Below are 13,999 nucleotides of genomic sequence, written 5' to 3'. Positions count from 1 at the left end.
TGTGGGTAAACGAGTACACATTATAGAACGAAATACATTGTCTGATAAGTTTTTTAATCTATCGGAAATCCGTTTTGATTATCAGCAGGAAAATGGAGGTTGGATTCAAAATACATGGGAAGTCCTTGATAGGGGAAATGCTGCAGCTGCATTAGTTTTCAATAAAAAAAGACAAACCGTGTTAATGGTAAAACAGTTTCGATTACCTGCTTATCTCAATGGCGATACAACTGGATTTTTATTGGAAGTGCCTGCAGGTATTGTCGATAAAAATGATTTGTCGCCAAAAAAAGCAATGCAACGCGAAATCTTAGAAGAAACAGGTTTTGATATTCCAAAACTAAAACAGGTTTATAACGCGTATGCAACTCCTGGAGGAAGCACTGAACGATTTGCTTGTTTTGTAGGTGAATATACCGATGACATGAAAACCGAAAAAGGAGGCGGATTGATTACTGAAAATGAAGATATTGAGGTTGTAGAGGTACCATTTGCAGAAGTTATAAACGATTTGCAAAATGGTAACATCGTTGACGCAAAGACAATTATCCTACTGCAATATGCCCTAATCCATAATTTATTGCCATGCAAAAATTAAAACAGGCCAATTTATATAGAAGCGAACTGATACCAATCTCAGGTAAATTGGTAGAACGTTACAACCAATGTTTGAAAAAGCTCGGTTTTACTGAAACCAAGCTTGCCAAATTTTCTATTGATGGTATTGGTTGGAGCCCTGAAATTGCAGAGGAAAAGAAAGACCAAAATTATTTGAGCAACGGTGAATCGAATCCGCATGGTATTATCATTTCCCCTTTACAGAATAATAAACCTGTTTACTTGCCTAATCATACCTTTGATCGTGATATGATGCAACAGGTGTTTAAATCCTATGGAGATAAAATCAATGATATTACTCGTGATTCGGCAATTTGTCTGGATTTTGATCAGAGAATTGATGCCTTTTATGAACCCTTGGATGTACTGAAGTATAACGTTATTCATATCAATTTCCATTTGATGAATAATCTGTATCATCAACAACAGGAACAGTTTGCATTGATTGAGAAATTTAAGCAAGGGCATAACTTCATTGATGAGGATTTACACGATCAATTATTATCTTCAGCAAAAACCTATGGTGATTTGCGACAACGAAATCTGGAGATTCCAGGTATCGATTTTAAAGTCAGTTCTTTTTATACCAAAGCTTTTGGAGGCGTGTACGTGCTTCGTGATTTCATTTCTCCGATTTTGGTTTATGAAGATATGAAATGGTACAAGGAAGCGATAAAGGATACTATACATGATGTACTCATATTCCATATTTCCCAACCAGAACTGTTAGAGAAATTGCGAGATCATATCATTATTGCTTACGATCTTGAGGAAATAGTAAAGACCAAACGCTATGAACGTATCAAAAAGTATGAACTTGCAAGCCATTTAAAGGATACCCATCATCCCATTCGGGATATTTTAAATGATCCTTTATTGTTTAAAAGTTATTTGAATAAGGTTGATATTGACACCCGAAAGAAAATCATGGGTGTGGAGCGCTATCTTGAAAAATTGGAAGTGAGTAATCAATACAAAATCTCAGATATTATTGATGAGGATTTGTTCGACGCGATGCATGAACCGCATTCGAGTTTACATCCTAAACATCAAGATTTGATATGGAAGCTTTTGGTAAATATCTCTCCTAAGGACGTGCTCTTTTTATATTGGTATGATAAGGAAGAATTCTATCGCTTATATGAAACCTGGGATAGCTCCTTACAGGATTGGGTTATTGAGACCATTCGTAACAATATTTAGGAAATTTAGACTAACTTTATAAAGTCTGATATCAAAACCAATACCATTATGGGAATAGATTTAATCATTTTTATTGCTGCTATATTATTTGGAATTTTCCTGTATTGGAGAGAATCCAATGGGAATTCAGTATACCGTTTTGTTAATAAAATGGTCAATAGTAAGGAGTTGCAAATGGCTCCAGACAGCAAAAAAGGATTTATTTACTTACAACCTTTCATTCCCAGACTTATTTTCATTGTCTCCATTTTTCTAATTCTGGCCGTATTGGTTCAGTTTTTAACGCCTTTCGAAATTTTTGGTAATTACAATGCCGTATCTGCTTTGGCTTCAGTAGTGGTGGGTACTTTGGTTGGGACGTATTTGGCGAATTTCATTTTGAAATCCACTAAGGTTATCGAAAAGCAAAGTGAAACTTTAGAGGATAAGTTTGATTCTGTTGTGGAAAAGGGAAAGGACTTCATAGAGGATATCAAGAATAAAGACAACAAAGTGGTTGAAGAAGCCAAAAAAGAAATCAAAACCGATCCACAGCCAGATTCCGATCAGAAATCAGCTCGAGAACGCTTAAAGGATAAAGGATTGTTATAGGAAGTCATAATTTGACAAAAATTCATTTACATGATAAAAAGATATTGGAATAAAGGACGAAAGCAGAAAACCATAACCATTATTTTGGGTCTCGTATTGCTTATTGCTCTATTCGTGCTGCGTGATGATTACCAACCAGCGCTGTTGTTTGTCAGAAAGTATATTTTCATAATTCTTTTGAGCATTCTGGTTTTGGTGTTCGGACTTAAAAAGTTTAGAAAAACGGCTAGTACAGGTGGTCGATTGGGAATTTTGGCTTTACTCATCGCATTTTTTGCATTGATCTATTTAGTGGGTTGGCATTTAAAGCTTTATGACTATATGAAAACCTATAATGTTTTCAATGATCTTGATAAAGTTGAAATCAACGAATTACCATTAACTCAAAACGAACGTATTCAACCCTTACGAAACATTTTCTCAATGGCCAATGAAAGTGTGGGAGAAACTAAAGATGTGTCATTGCCACATTTGGTTCGTGTTGATGATGAAAATAAATGGACGATGGCAATACAACCATCTGAAAAGTATGTGATGCAGCGTATCAGTGATAATACGGAAGAGGTGTTTGCCGTATCGAGTACAACACCGTTTCCACGATTTTCAGCTGAAAACCGTATTCCAGTAACATTCTCTATTGGTGAAACCCTTAAATTTAGTCGAAATACTTATAACGCTGTGGTACAACGTTTCAATCCGTGGATGTTGGTCAATTATGAACCAAGTGACACCTTCTACATGAAAAACGACAATGGTGAATGGGTACAAGTGGTGAGTTTGATTAAATGGAAAGGCTTCTTTTTTCCATATCCAAGTTTTGGTGGAGTGATGGTTATCGATAATGGCGAACACGATTTCAACGATTATTTAGAACGTATTGCCATTGGAAAGGGAACTTTTATTGCTCCAGAGGAAATGAAGGATTATCCATATTTGAACAAACAAAACACCTTAGCAGAAAAAGTATCGCGACTCCAAGCAGAATCCTTGAAATTTTTAGGAGGTTTCAGTGATCCTTTACCATGGAATATGGAAACAGCCGTTAAGATTCCTGATATGCCTAAAGATCAAAATCAGCAACCTTATGTAACCGATTTCGATTTTGCTGGAAGTAATACCAATGCGTATAGTGGCTTGTATCATTGGTTCGGACTGGAACCTGTGGGAGCAGAGCGAACAAGTCTAAGCTATAGTGTCTTTATTCCAGCTGATGGAACTGACAAGTTATATTATTATGACCATGCTGCCAAAAAACAAGGATATGCAGGTGTTTCTGCAATGCCATTAAAGGTAAGGGAATCTCGCAAGGAATACGATTGGAATGCGAATACACCAACCGAATTCAGGCCATACATTAAGGATATTGCCGGAAGGAAGCGTCTGTTCTTCTTGGGAACCATTTCTGCGATTAGTGAAACCAACTCTAAGCAGTTTGATGGTGCAGCCACACCTGATTTGGTTTTAATCGATAGTGAATATCGCGATGTGATTTGGATTGATGTCAAACATCCAAGTACTTGGGATAAAACCGTTTATGACCAATTAGGTGAAGCTTGGCGAGCCAGTGAAGGAATTGGCTATTATTTTCAAGAAAAGATGGTAGATGAGGATTTATTGATTCAGCAAGCGGTAGATTCAATTATGGCTATGCCAAGTCAGGATGATAATGAAAAACAAATTGAAGCCCTTCAGCAAAAATTGGATTCACTAAAAGCGCTACAAAAGAATGAGTAAGCAATCCTTTTGGGAAAGTTTTAAAACCTATACTAGGTTTCAGATTATAATCGCATTTATTCTTGCGGCACTACTTATGTTAGTTATTATTTACAAACTAATTATTTTGTTACTCAACAATTAGACGTTTGATGTGCTCTAATAAAATCAGTAATCAAATAGGAGATTAACTTGCCAATCTGACCAGCATTACTTTCGGTTGGAGCAGCCTCACAAATATGTAGATAGGTAACATTTTTTTGCAAGGCAAATGTATGCACAAAGCGTCTGGCTTTCGTAACAGAAAATCCGCTAGGTGTCATGGCACTACTTGAAATTCCTTGAATGGCATCGCAATCAATTTCCAATCCGAAATGTGATTCAGATACATGATCTAAAGCTCTTTGGGTTTCTTCCTTAAATTTTAATTCCTTCCGAACAGCCATAGCTTCAAAAGTATTGTATTGTACAGCCTTGATTTTATCTAAGGTTTTAAAAATTCGGTCTGAAGTATAGTTTTCATGTAAACCAAAAATAAAGTAGTTCTTCAAAAATCCTTCACTGTAGGCATAACTGAAGCCATTCCCACTGTGTCGACCTTCTTCGGCTCTAAAATCATGATGTGCATCGAAATTTACGGCATGTATAGGACGTTTTAAGGCCAACGCTGAACCTTTGATGTTTCCATAGGCATTGTTGTGTCCGCCACCAATAATGATTGGGATTTTTCCAGCACTAACTATTAAAGACACTAAATGGGTTACAGCAGCATCTATTTTAGAGACATATTTTCGGGCCTTTTGCAGATCCTTAGATTTGTTTTGATTTAATTTTTCAAGTTTTGATTGATAGGAATCAAATTCAAAATGTCCTAAAACCAATACTTTTTGTGCATGTGTATGAACGTTACTTTGTATATTTAACAAAATTTTAATCGCGTGTTCCCATGCGTTAAAAGTCCCAGTATTGCCTAGGTTAGCGAAAACTCCTACATCTTCTTTGATTCCAAAAATCACATAGCTAACGTCTAACTTTTGTAATTGAACGTATATATCACTGAAGTCTGGAAGCAATAAAACATGTTCTCCAAATTTGGTCTCTTTTGATCGTTTTTTTAATACCGATTTTAAATCAGTTTTTGTAAACGGCTTTAAGTGTTCCATGAACTTAAATGATTAAATTTGATTGAATAAAAGTACAGTTTTTTATTTTCAGCATTAAACAAAAAAGAAAGAATTAACGTTTTAAATAACCAATAGACAAAAGTAAATTATGGAAAATTCAAACAGTAAAAGTATTGGGTTAAAGATTGCTTTAGGAATTTTATTAGCCCTTTTTTTAGGTACAGCTTTTTACACATCCAAGTTGTACAAAGACAAACAAGAAAATGAGGCTACACTAACTAGAGAGAAAGAACAAGTTATGGCAGATTTGAGCTCAATGGCAAAGCAATATGATATTGCCATTAAGGAAAATGATGTTGCCAATCAGAATCTTATTGAAGCAAGAGAGCGTATCCAAGGATTAATGGATTCGTTGAAGATATCACAAAACAGTGTGAATAGTTTATGGAGATACAAAAAGAAATTCTTAGCACTTCAAGAAGAAATGGATGTATTATTGACTGAAAACGATAAACTAAAAACTGAAAATGAGCTCTTGGCAACAACGTTAGATAGTACAAATGTACAATTAGCCGAACGTGCTGTGTTTACTGATTCATTATTAGTTCAAAACACGCAACTATCTGAAGTTGTAGAAAATGCAGCTGTATTGCAAACCGTTGGATTAAAAGGTTTTGGTGTGATTGAGAGAAATTCCGGGAAATTAATTCCAACTGAACGTGCAAAGCGTAGTGATAAGATTAGAGTATGCTATACCGTTGCTAAAAATGCTTTGGTTGGAGCAGGAGATAAGGAACTTTATGTTCAAGTGTTAGACCCTAAAAACAATGTTTTGGGTGTGAACGAACAAGTACAATTTGATGACACAGTATTGAACTACAGTTTAATCAGTAAGTTTAATTACGAAAATAAAAACTTAGACATTTGTGAGTTTATTGCTCCAAATGAAGACTTTGAAGAAGGACGTTATGTCATTAATGTCTTCAATGAAAGAGAATTGATTTCAACCTCTGAATTCACGTTGAGATAATTTTGATTGATTGATTTGAAATCTAAGCCCAAAAGCATCATGCTTTTGGGTTTTTTTTTATTCATATTTTATACCATTAATAATCACTGTATCAATCAAATTATCACCAAAAGCATAAGTTAAGTATTGATAATTAGGAATGGGTTTGGTAATGATGAGGTTTGCTTTTTTACCACGACAGATACTGCCATACATATTTGAAACTTCCATGGCATACGCGCCATTGATAGTTGCTGCATTAATAGCTTCCTCAGGCGTCATTTTCATTTTGATACAGGCTGCAGCCAGTACAAAATTCATATTGCCACTTGGTGCTGATCCAGGGTTGTAATCTGTCGCCAATGCTAAAGGTAATCCAGCATCTATAATAGATCTTGCTGGCGTGTAAGGGATGCTTAAAAAATAGGAACATCCAGGTAGGGCAACAGGTATTGTTTCAGAAGATTTTAAGACCTTGATATCCTCTGGATTCAATTCTTCTAAATGATCGACTGATAAGGCATTGTATTTAACTGCGAGACCAACGCCACCAAAGGCATTAAACTGATTGACATGGATTTTAGGTTTTAAACCATGTTCGGTTCCTGCTTTTAGGATACGTTCGGTATCTTCTAAATCGAAATAGCCTTTTTCACAGAAGACATCAATATATTCTGCTAAACGTTCATTTGCTGCTGCAGGAATCATTTGATCAACAACTAAATCTACAAAACCAACTTTATTGTTTAAATAATCTTTTGGAACCGCGTGAGCAGCCAGCAATGTTGGTTTTACTTTTATTGGAAATACTTTTTTTAGGCGTTTAATAACACGAAGCATTTTTAACTCTGACTCAATTGAAAGTCCGTAACCAGACTTAATCTCAATGGCTCCAGTTCCCAATTTGATAAGCTTTTTCAAACGATCAGAAGCCTGATTATAAAGGTATTCTTCAGAAGTTTTTTGAAGCATTTCAGCAGAATTTAAAATGCCACCACCACGTTTGGCAATCTCTTCGTAAGTTAAACCGTTAATACGATCAACAAATTCTTGAACACGATTACCAGCATAAACCAAATGGGTATGCGAATCGCACCAAGCAGGTAAAACTATTTTTCCCGTCGCATCAATGATTTCTTCAGCTTCAATACCATCAACGTTATCCATAGTTCCATATTCAACTATAGTATCATGTTCAATTAAAACATAAGCGTTTTTTAAAACAGGTAAATTTTTCATGTCGCTACCTTTGACAATAGTGACATTGTTTTCTCGAACTTGAACAAGTTCTTTAATATTGGTGATTAGTGTAGACATGGAAATAAATATAGGTTAAATTTTCAAAAAAAAAAACGCTAGTAATAGACTAGCGTTTTAAAAATTGAATTAAAAAATATCATCTATTGCTTGATCAATCGTTTTGTTTGTGAAAACCCTTCAAATTCAACTATGTAAACACCTGAAGATAGATCTTTAATGTCAATTGTTGTTTGGTGATTATTTAATGTTGCTTTTGAGACCTCGTCACCAATCATATTGTAGATAACGACATTGATTTCTTGATCAATTCCCTTGAAATTCACAAAATCAACAGCAGGATTTGGAAACATTGCAATTGACTCAGTAGAGGAAGAACTTAAGCTTAATGTGATCAATTCATTTTCGAACCAATTCAAATCATCATTGTTATAGGCAATATTGGCAATGTCCTTATCACCATCATTATCAAAATCGGCAATGGTAAAGGCATAAGCTTGGCTTTGGGTGTTATCAATTACCTGTTCTGCTCCGAAAGAACCTGAACCTAAGTTTTTGAACCAAGTGATATCGTTTCCTGCACCTGAAGTTCCGCTACTTAGTACGATATCTTTAATGCCATCGTTGTCCATATCTTCAAACATTGCTGTTGATGGATTGGCAATTGAAGTTGGTATAATAGTTTCTGAAAACGTGCCATCCATTTCCTTTTTGTACCATCCTAACCCAGAAGCACCACCAAATAAATCAACAGCAATAATATCTAGATTCATATCACCATCAACATCAGCAAATCTGACATCAAAAGGATACACCTCTCCAGAGGTGACTGTATTTGGATCTATAGTGAAGCTAACACTTCCACTTGGAACCAAGTTATTATAATAAAGCTCAAAAGTGCCAATGCCAGAGTTCATTATAACGGCATCTAAATCGCCATCATCGTCAAAATCGGCAAGATCAAGATTTCCAGGTCCACTTCCAGAAACTGAGGCAATTGAATTCGGACCTGTAAAATTACCGCTTCCATCATTTGAAAACCAGACAGTATCTCCAGAATTAAAAGCTACCACAGCAACATCGACAGTTGTTCCTGAATCGATAAAACCTGTAACAATTCCGCTGGAACCATCAATGCTACTAGAAATAATTTGTTCTGTCCCGAAATTACCACTACCATCATTGGCAAACCATACCAATTCATCATCAGCAAAATTTGAGGCCAAGACATCATTGTAACCATCTCCATTAAGATCCGCAATTTTCACGCTACCACATTCCAAAATGCTTGAGGAAATAAGAGGTTGCAGTGTAAAGGTACCATCACCATTATTTTTGTACCATTCAACAGTATTTCCTAGATATGTTCCAATAACGATATCTACAAATGCATCGGCATCCAAAAGTCCAGAATCAATCACAAAAGGTGCATCTCCTGTAGAGGTATTTATGGGTTGTTTCGCGCTAAAAGTAGTTTGCGAAGTCGAGTTTAGATAGCATAAAATAAAGGCAATGAAGAGTAGTTGTTGTTTCATAGTTAAATATTTAATTAATTGATAATCTTAAAGTTAGTGAATTATTTAAGACTACCAACCATATCTTCAGGTTTAACCCATTGATCATATTCCTCAGCAGTAACATAACCTAGATTGATAGCTTCTTCTTTTAATGTCGTTCCGTTTTTATGAGCTGTATTTGCTATTTCCGCAGCTTTATAATAGCCTATTTTGGTATTTAGTGCAGTAACGAGCATTAAAGAATTATTCAATAATTGCTTAATAATTTTATGATTTGGTTCAATTCCAGAAGCGCAGTGCTCATCAAAACTTACACATGCATCACCAATTAATTGTGCCGATTGCAAGACATTAGCTGCCATCACAGGTTTGAACACATTTAATTCATAATGACCTTGAGTTCCACCAACGGTTACGGCTACATCATTTCCCATAACTTGGGCACATACCATGGTTAAGGCCTCACATTGTGTAGGATTCACTTTGCCAGGCATGATAGAGCTTCCTGGTTCATTAGCTGGAATAATGATTTCACCAATACCACTTCTTGGACCAGAAGCCATCATTCTAATATCGTTAGCAATTTTGTTTAAGGAGACTGCCAATTGTTTGAGCGCTCCATGCGTTTCCACTAAAGCGTCGTGAGCAGCCAAAGCTTCAAACTTGTTATCAGCTGAAACAAAAGGTAAATCAGTGAACTTAGAGATATATTCAGCAACTAATCTACTGTAACCTTCAGGAGTATTCAAACCTGTTCCGACAGCTGTTCCACCAAGAGCTAATTCAGACAAATGTGCTAAGGTATTTTCTAAGGCTTTTAAGCCATGATCTAATTGTGACACATAACCAGAAAATTCTTGTCCGAGTGTTAAAGGAGTAGCATCCATCAAGTGTGTTCTACCTATTTTAACAACATCCTTGAATTCCAATGATTTGTTATGGAGTGTATTTCGTAATTTAATGACACCTGGAATGGTTGTTTCTACTACTTTTTTGTAGATGGCAATATGCATTCCCGTAGGAAAGGTATCATTTGAAGATTGCGATTTGTTGACATCATCATTGGGTTGAATGGTTTTTTCACCTTCGCCAATAACTTTACCAGCTAATTGATGAGCTCTATTGGCAATGACTTCATTAACATTCATGTTACTTTGGGTTCCAGACCCGGTTTGCCAAATTACCAATGGGAATTGATCGTCGTGCTTTCCTTCTAAAATTTCGTCACATACTTGAGCAATTAAATCACGTTTTTCAGAAGCTAAAACACCTAATTCGGCATTTGTATAAGCAGCAGCTTTTTTAAGATACGCAAAGCCATAAATGATTTCCATAGGCATAGATGCAGAAGGTCCAATCTTAAAATTGTTTCTTGAACGTTCTGTTTGTGCTCCCCAAAGTTTATCAGCAGGTACATTTACCTTGCCCATTGTGTCTTTTTCTATTCTGAATTCCATAATAATTTGAGTAATGAATTAATTCTACAAAGTTAGACTTTTGCTCAGTAAATGTTTACTATTTGTCCTTTTAATTTTATGAAATGTCAATTGAAAAGGATCTTTTAATATCCTGTTAATAAATCACAATTTTAGTATTGTATAACACTGAAGATTGTTTTATCTTTGTGCAAACAAAAAGCAACGACATGTTTGAATTTGATCAATATTTAGGATTTTTAGCGTTTCTAACCATTTTGACCATTGGTTTTTGGTTGATGATTTTTTTAATCACATTTGTTGTGCCTTATTGGATTGGAGGTTCTTTAATTGAACGTTTCAAGGAAAAGAAAGCAGAAAAGAAACAGCAATTGGAAGCAAAAAGCTAAATTGTCATCATTATATAAAAAAAGGAAACCATTTCGGTTTCCTTTTTTTATGTCTATTATTTGTGGTTAGTTCAAGTCTTAACCTTCAAAATCAAAATCCTCTCCATCGTTTCCTCCATTGTTTCCGTTACGCTGACGTTTCTTCTGTTGGTTGAATCGATAAATAAATGATAATGTAACCTGACGTTGTCTCCATTGTGATTCAGAATCTCTATTGAAAAACTCTGTGGTAGTAAATGAACGTCTTTTTCTAGAGTTGAATACATCTCTTACATTTAAGGAGAGCGTTGCTTTATCATTTAAAATCTCTTTACTAAACGCTAAGTCTAGCGAAAAGATTCCATTGGTTTTCGTTTGTGCATCTTGTCTTGCGCCTCTGTAGAATGCATTGGTTTGCCAATCTATTTTGGCAGGTAAAGTGACTTTACCACTAAATCTAGCAAACCAGCTTGTGTTTTTGGCACTGTAATCAATACCATTAAAATCACCTTCGGTTTCAAATTGGAAAAAGTTAAAGCTCGTGTTCAAACGTAACCATTTTTCCGGATTATAAAGAATTCCAAACTCAGCACCAGTACGTTTGTTGGTCGAAAGGTTTACAGGAATGGTTCTAATGATGTCAATACCATCTGAAGTCTGTTGTCCGGTATTCTCCTGAATGCGTTCAAAAGAATCCGTTTCCACTTGGTAATATACGGAAGTGGTAAGCGTTAATTTATCCCAACGCTTTAAATACCCAACGTCGAAAGCATTAGAGAAGGCAGGATTAAGGTTTGGATTCCCTTGAAAAACCCTAGTTCTACTTGAACGTGTTGGGAATGGATTGATAAACCAACCTCTTGGCCTGTTGATTCTTCTATTATAACCAACTGTAATGCTTTCTTCTTGATTGGCATCTGAGGTTAAATTGAAAATGAGGTTTACAGTAGGGAAGAGCCCTAAGTAATTTTTATCAAAATCGGTGTCAATAGGAAACCCAAAAGCTTCATTCAATTCAGCATCGGTCAATCTAGAATCAATTTTACCTTTTAATTGGGTATGTTCCAATCGAAGTCCTAATAAAAATGAAAATTTTCCAAATTTAGTACCATACTGTGAGTAAAGTGCATTTACATTTTCATCGTAATCAAAAACATTGGTAATGGTATCGTTTACAAAGAAACTTCCATCACTAGTATCTTCTTGACGTAAAAGGTAATCGGTAATTTCATTTTCAAAAGTACCTCTATAACCAGCTTCAAATCTTGTATCTTCTCCTATGGGAAGTACATAGTCGGTTTGTATCAAGTATTCCTTTTGATCTTCAGTTTGATTGATTTGTTCAATCTGGAAGGGTTCAGGGTTGGTTTCTTGACTTACCAAGTAGTTCTCATCAATTAACGTAAATTGTTCTTCGGCACTATTTTCATATTGAAAATCTGCTGTAAGTTCATGTCCGCTATCATTAAATTTCGTGATGTAGTTTATCGCAATTTGATAACGGTTATCCTCCTCATTTTGACGCTCGGTTCTAATTGTTCGATCTACAACGATACCGTTGTTGAAGCGCTGACTGTTATTCAGTGATAAATCGGCATCTTCACCATATCTGTAGAAAAAGCTACCAGTAATCGAAGACATATCGGTTAAAAAATATTCAATACCAACATTTCCATTATAGTTACGATTCAATCGCGTAACTTCTTGGTCTTCTTTGATTCTTCGATATTCTGGCGTAATAACTTCACCATCAACCATACGATCGAAATATTCTACATCAGTATTACTAAATCGCGGTGCATCGAAATATCTAAATCCGAAATTTGAAAACAAATTGAATTTTTCAGTTCGATAATTTATGGTAGCCGCTAGACCAACAAGATCTGGATTTCCAAGGTTTAGATTCAGGGAACCATTGAAGCCCAAAGTTTCTTTTTGGCGAAGAATAATATTTAGAATTCCAGCTGTTCCCTCAGCATCATATCGAGCAGAAGGAGATGTAATTACCTCTACACGTTCAATGGCCTCGGCAGGCAATTGACTTAAAATATTTGAGTCTCCAAATCCAGCCAGTGCAGAAGGTTTACCATTAATTAAAATTCTTACATTTTCATTACCTCTTAAGCTAATGGCGCCTTCTATATCAACAGAAACCGACGGGACATTATTTAGTGCATCACTAACTGTTCCACCTGCAGTTGTAAGATCTTTACCTATATTGTAAATCTTCTTATCAAGTTTGATTTCTACAGTGGTACGTTCTGCAACCACCTCTACAGCATCTAATTCTTCAAGGTTTAAGGATAATTCAACAGTTCCCAAATCAATATCACTGTCAATAAGTTTATTGGTGTAGGTTTTAGTTTTGTATGATAAGTATTCAACTTTAACCGTGTAGGTTCCTTGTGGCACATCAATACTGAATTTTCCGTCTAAGTCAGTGATATCACCATTAACGATAGAATTATCAGTTGAATTTATAAACGAAATTGTGGCATACTCTAATGGGAATTTTTCGTCGGCATCAATAACTTTACCTGAAACGGTAACGTTTTTCTGTGAAAATCCAATAGAAGTTAAAGAGAATAGAAGTAGGAAAAATGGTAGTGTTAGTTTCATAAATTTGATATATGGTTATCTATATAAGCAAAGATAACGTTACCAAATTTTGACTTGGGTTAATCTTTTGTTAAACGTTGATTGATAACATCTATAGAGTTATGTAATATTACTATTCACAATTAGTTTTTGCGTCTTTTCTTTCGCTTTTTGTCTTTTTTGTTTTGCTTCCAATCGCCTTTTAATTGCTCAAGAATATAACTGATTTGTTCTTCGTTTAAAATGGTTTTCAAATCATTGAAATGACTTCCATCCAATTGGGAGACCAAGTCTCTTTTTTCAAAAATCGGTATGTTCATGACGTTAATTTTTTGAACTTCGTCATAATAGCTGAATATAGATTGTGAAACGATTTCTTTTTCGAATGCATCCAATTTTAAGTCCTCGGCAATCATCGTTACAATTTCATCTTTCAATTCTTTGGTGCGCTCAGCATAGCGTTCTTTCAAGCGTTCAATCTCAGCTTCAGATTGAGAATAGGAGATACTAAGGCTGAAGAAAAACAATAAATAAATTAAAACAGGTTTGATTTTCATCTTTAAAA

Annotated in this window: 12 protein-coding genes; 6 read left to right on the top strand and 6 right to left on the bottom strand. The window is 35.3% G+C overall.

Going from position 1 to position 13,999, the window contains the following annotated elements:
• Position 1: 1 nt before the first annotated feature.
• Genes AB9K26_RS09950 through AB9K26_RS09935 form a run of 4 tightly spaced genes read left to right on the top strand, consistent with a single transcriptional unit; the run spans position 2 to position 4,146 of the window.
• The gene (locus AB9K26_RS09950) at positions 2–598 is read left to right on the top strand and encodes an NUDIX domain-containing protein (protein ID WP_369972418.1); all 597 of its coding nucleotides are present in this window, start codon (positions 2–4) and stop codon (positions 596–598) included.
• Positions 586–1,821 carry a DUF6638 family protein gene (locus AB9K26_RS09945; protein WP_369972417.1) on the top strand — a complete coding sequence of 412 codons (1,236 nt, stop codon included), beginning with the start codon at positions 586–588 and terminating at the stop codon, positions 1,819–1,821. Before AB9K26_RS09950 ends, AB9K26_RS09945 begins: the two co-directional genes overlap by 13 nt.
• A gap of 48 nt (positions 1,822–1,869) precedes the next feature.
• A complete protein-coding gene (locus tag AB9K26_RS09940; RefSeq protein ID WP_369972416.1) occupies positions 1,870–2,412 on the top strand; it encodes a hypothetical protein in 543 nt (180 codons plus the stop codon).
• Between the two features lie 30 nt (positions 2,413–2,442).
• Positions 2,443–4,146, top strand: coding sequence for a DUF4199 domain-containing protein (locus AB9K26_RS09935; RefSeq protein WP_369972415.1), 1,704 nt, complete (start codon positions 2,443–2,445; stop codon positions 4,144–4,146).
• Positions 4,147–4,259: 113 nt separating this feature from the next.
• On the opposite strand, the gene AB9K26_RS09930 is transcribed toward AB9K26_RS09935, so the two are convergent.
• The gene (locus AB9K26_RS09930) at positions 4,260–5,288 is read right to left on the bottom strand and encodes a formimidoylglutamase (protein ID WP_369972414.1); all 1,029 of its coding nucleotides are present in this window, start codon (positions 5,286–5,288) and stop codon (positions 4,260–4,262) included.
• A 109-nt stretch (positions 5,289–5,397) separates the two neighbouring features.
• Between AB9K26_RS09930 and AB9K26_RS09925 the strand changes: the two genes are divergently transcribed.
• Positions 5,398–6,279, top strand: coding sequence for a chromosome partitioning protein ParA (locus AB9K26_RS09925; RefSeq protein ID WP_369972413.1), 882 nt, complete (start codon positions 5,398–5,400; stop codon positions 6,277–6,279).
• 57 nt (positions 6,280–6,336) lie between these two features.
• On the opposite strand, the gene hutI is transcribed toward AB9K26_RS09925, so the two are convergent.
• The 3 genes from hutI to fumC form a co-directional block, all read right to left on the bottom strand.
• Positions 6,337–7,575 (bottom strand): imidazolonepropionase, encoded by a 1,239-nt coding sequence (gene hutI / locus AB9K26_RS09920; protein WP_369972412.1) that lies wholly within the window; start codon positions 7,573–7,575, stop codon positions 6,337–6,339.
• Positions 7,576–7,658: 83 nt separating this feature from the next.
• On the bottom strand, positions 7,659–9,050 hold the full coding sequence (locus AB9K26_RS09915; RefSeq protein WP_369972411.1) for a T9SS type A sorting domain-containing protein: 1,392 nt from the start codon (positions 9,048–9,050) through the stop codon (positions 7,659–7,661).
• A gap of 41 nt (positions 9,051–9,091) precedes the next feature.
• Positions 9,092–10,489 carry a class II fumarate hydratase gene (fumC, locus tag AB9K26_RS09910; protein WP_369972410.1) on the bottom strand — a complete coding sequence of 466 codons (1,398 nt, stop codon included), beginning with the start codon at positions 10,487–10,489 and terminating at the stop codon, positions 9,092–9,094.
• Positions 10,490–10,677: 188 nt separating this feature from the next.
• On the opposite strand from fumC, the gene AB9K26_RS09905 reads away from it, so the two are divergent.
• Positions 10,678–10,857 (top strand): hypothetical protein, encoded by a 180-nt coding sequence (locus AB9K26_RS09905; protein WP_369972409.1) that lies wholly within the window; start codon positions 10,678–10,680, stop codon positions 10,855–10,857.
• A gap of 78 nt (positions 10,858–10,935) precedes the next feature.
• Here AB9K26_RS09905 and AB9K26_RS09900 read toward each other — a convergent pair whose 3' ends face one another.
• Both AB9K26_RS09900 and AB9K26_RS09895 read right to left on the bottom strand, forming a co-directional pair.
• On the bottom strand, positions 10,936–13,455 hold the full coding sequence (locus tag AB9K26_RS09900) for a TonB-dependent receptor domain-containing protein (RefSeq protein ID WP_369972408.1): 2,520 nt from the start codon (positions 13,453–13,455) through the stop codon (positions 10,936–10,938).
• A gap of 122 nt (positions 13,456–13,577) precedes the next feature.
• Positions 13,578–13,991 carry a hypothetical protein gene (locus tag AB9K26_RS09895; protein WP_369972407.1) on the bottom strand — a complete coding sequence of 138 codons (414 nt, stop codon included), beginning with the start codon at positions 13,989–13,991 and terminating at the stop codon, positions 13,578–13,580.
• Between the last annotated feature and the right edge of the window lie 8 nt (positions 13,992–13,999).

It is taken from the genome of Psychroserpens sp. XS_ASV72 (assembly GCF_041224425.1).
Taxonomy (GTDB): Bacteria; Bacteroidota; Bacteroidia; order Flavobacteriales; family Flavobacteriaceae; genus Psychroserpens.
This window is presented reverse-complemented; position numbering and strand designations above follow the sequence as displayed.

What these genes read in the sequence shown, in the direction of transcription:
- AB9K26_RS09895 (WP_369972407.1), bottom strand. Translation starts at nt 13,991, where the DNA reads ATGAAAATCAAACCTGTTTTAATTTATTTATTGTTTTTCTTCAGCCTT.
- AB9K26_RS09930 (WP_369972414.1), bottom strand. Translation starts at nt 5,288, where the DNA reads ATGGAACACTTAAAGCCGTTTACAAAAACTGATTTAAAATCGGTATTA.
- AB9K26_RS09935 (WP_369972415.1), top strand. Translation starts at nt 2,443, where the DNA reads ATGATAAAAAGATATTGGAATAAAGGACGAAAGCAGAAAACCATAACC.
- fumC (WP_369972410.1), bottom strand. Translation starts at nt 10,489, where the DNA reads ATGGAATTCAGAATAGAAAAAGACACAATGGGCAAGGTAAATGTACCT.
- hutI (WP_369972412.1), bottom strand. Translation starts at nt 7,575, where the DNA reads ATGTCTACACTAATCACCAATATTAAAGAACTTGTTCAAGTTCGAGAA.
- AB9K26_RS09925 (WP_369972413.1), top strand. Translation starts at nt 5,398, where the DNA reads ATGGAAAATTCAAACAGTAAAAGTATTGGGTTAAAGATTGCTTTAGGA.
- AB9K26_RS09940 (WP_369972416.1), top strand. Translation starts at nt 1,870, where the DNA reads ATGGGAATAGATTTAATCATTTTTATTGCTGCTATATTATTTGGAATT.
- AB9K26_RS09905 (WP_369972409.1), top strand. Translation starts at nt 10,678, where the DNA reads ATGTTTGAATTTGATCAATATTTAGGATTTTTAGCGTTTCTAACCATT.
- AB9K26_RS09900 (WP_369972408.1), bottom strand. Translation starts at nt 13,455, where the DNA reads ATGAAACTAACACTACCATTTTTCCTACTTCTATTCTCTTTAACTTCT.
- AB9K26_RS09945 (WP_369972417.1), top strand. Translation starts at nt 586, where the DNA reads ATGCAAAAATTAAAACAGGCCAATTTATATAGAAGCGAACTGATACCA.
- AB9K26_RS09915 (WP_369972411.1), bottom strand. Translation starts at nt 9,050, where the DNA reads ATGAAACAACAACTACTCTTCATTGCCTTTATTTTATGCTATCTAAAC.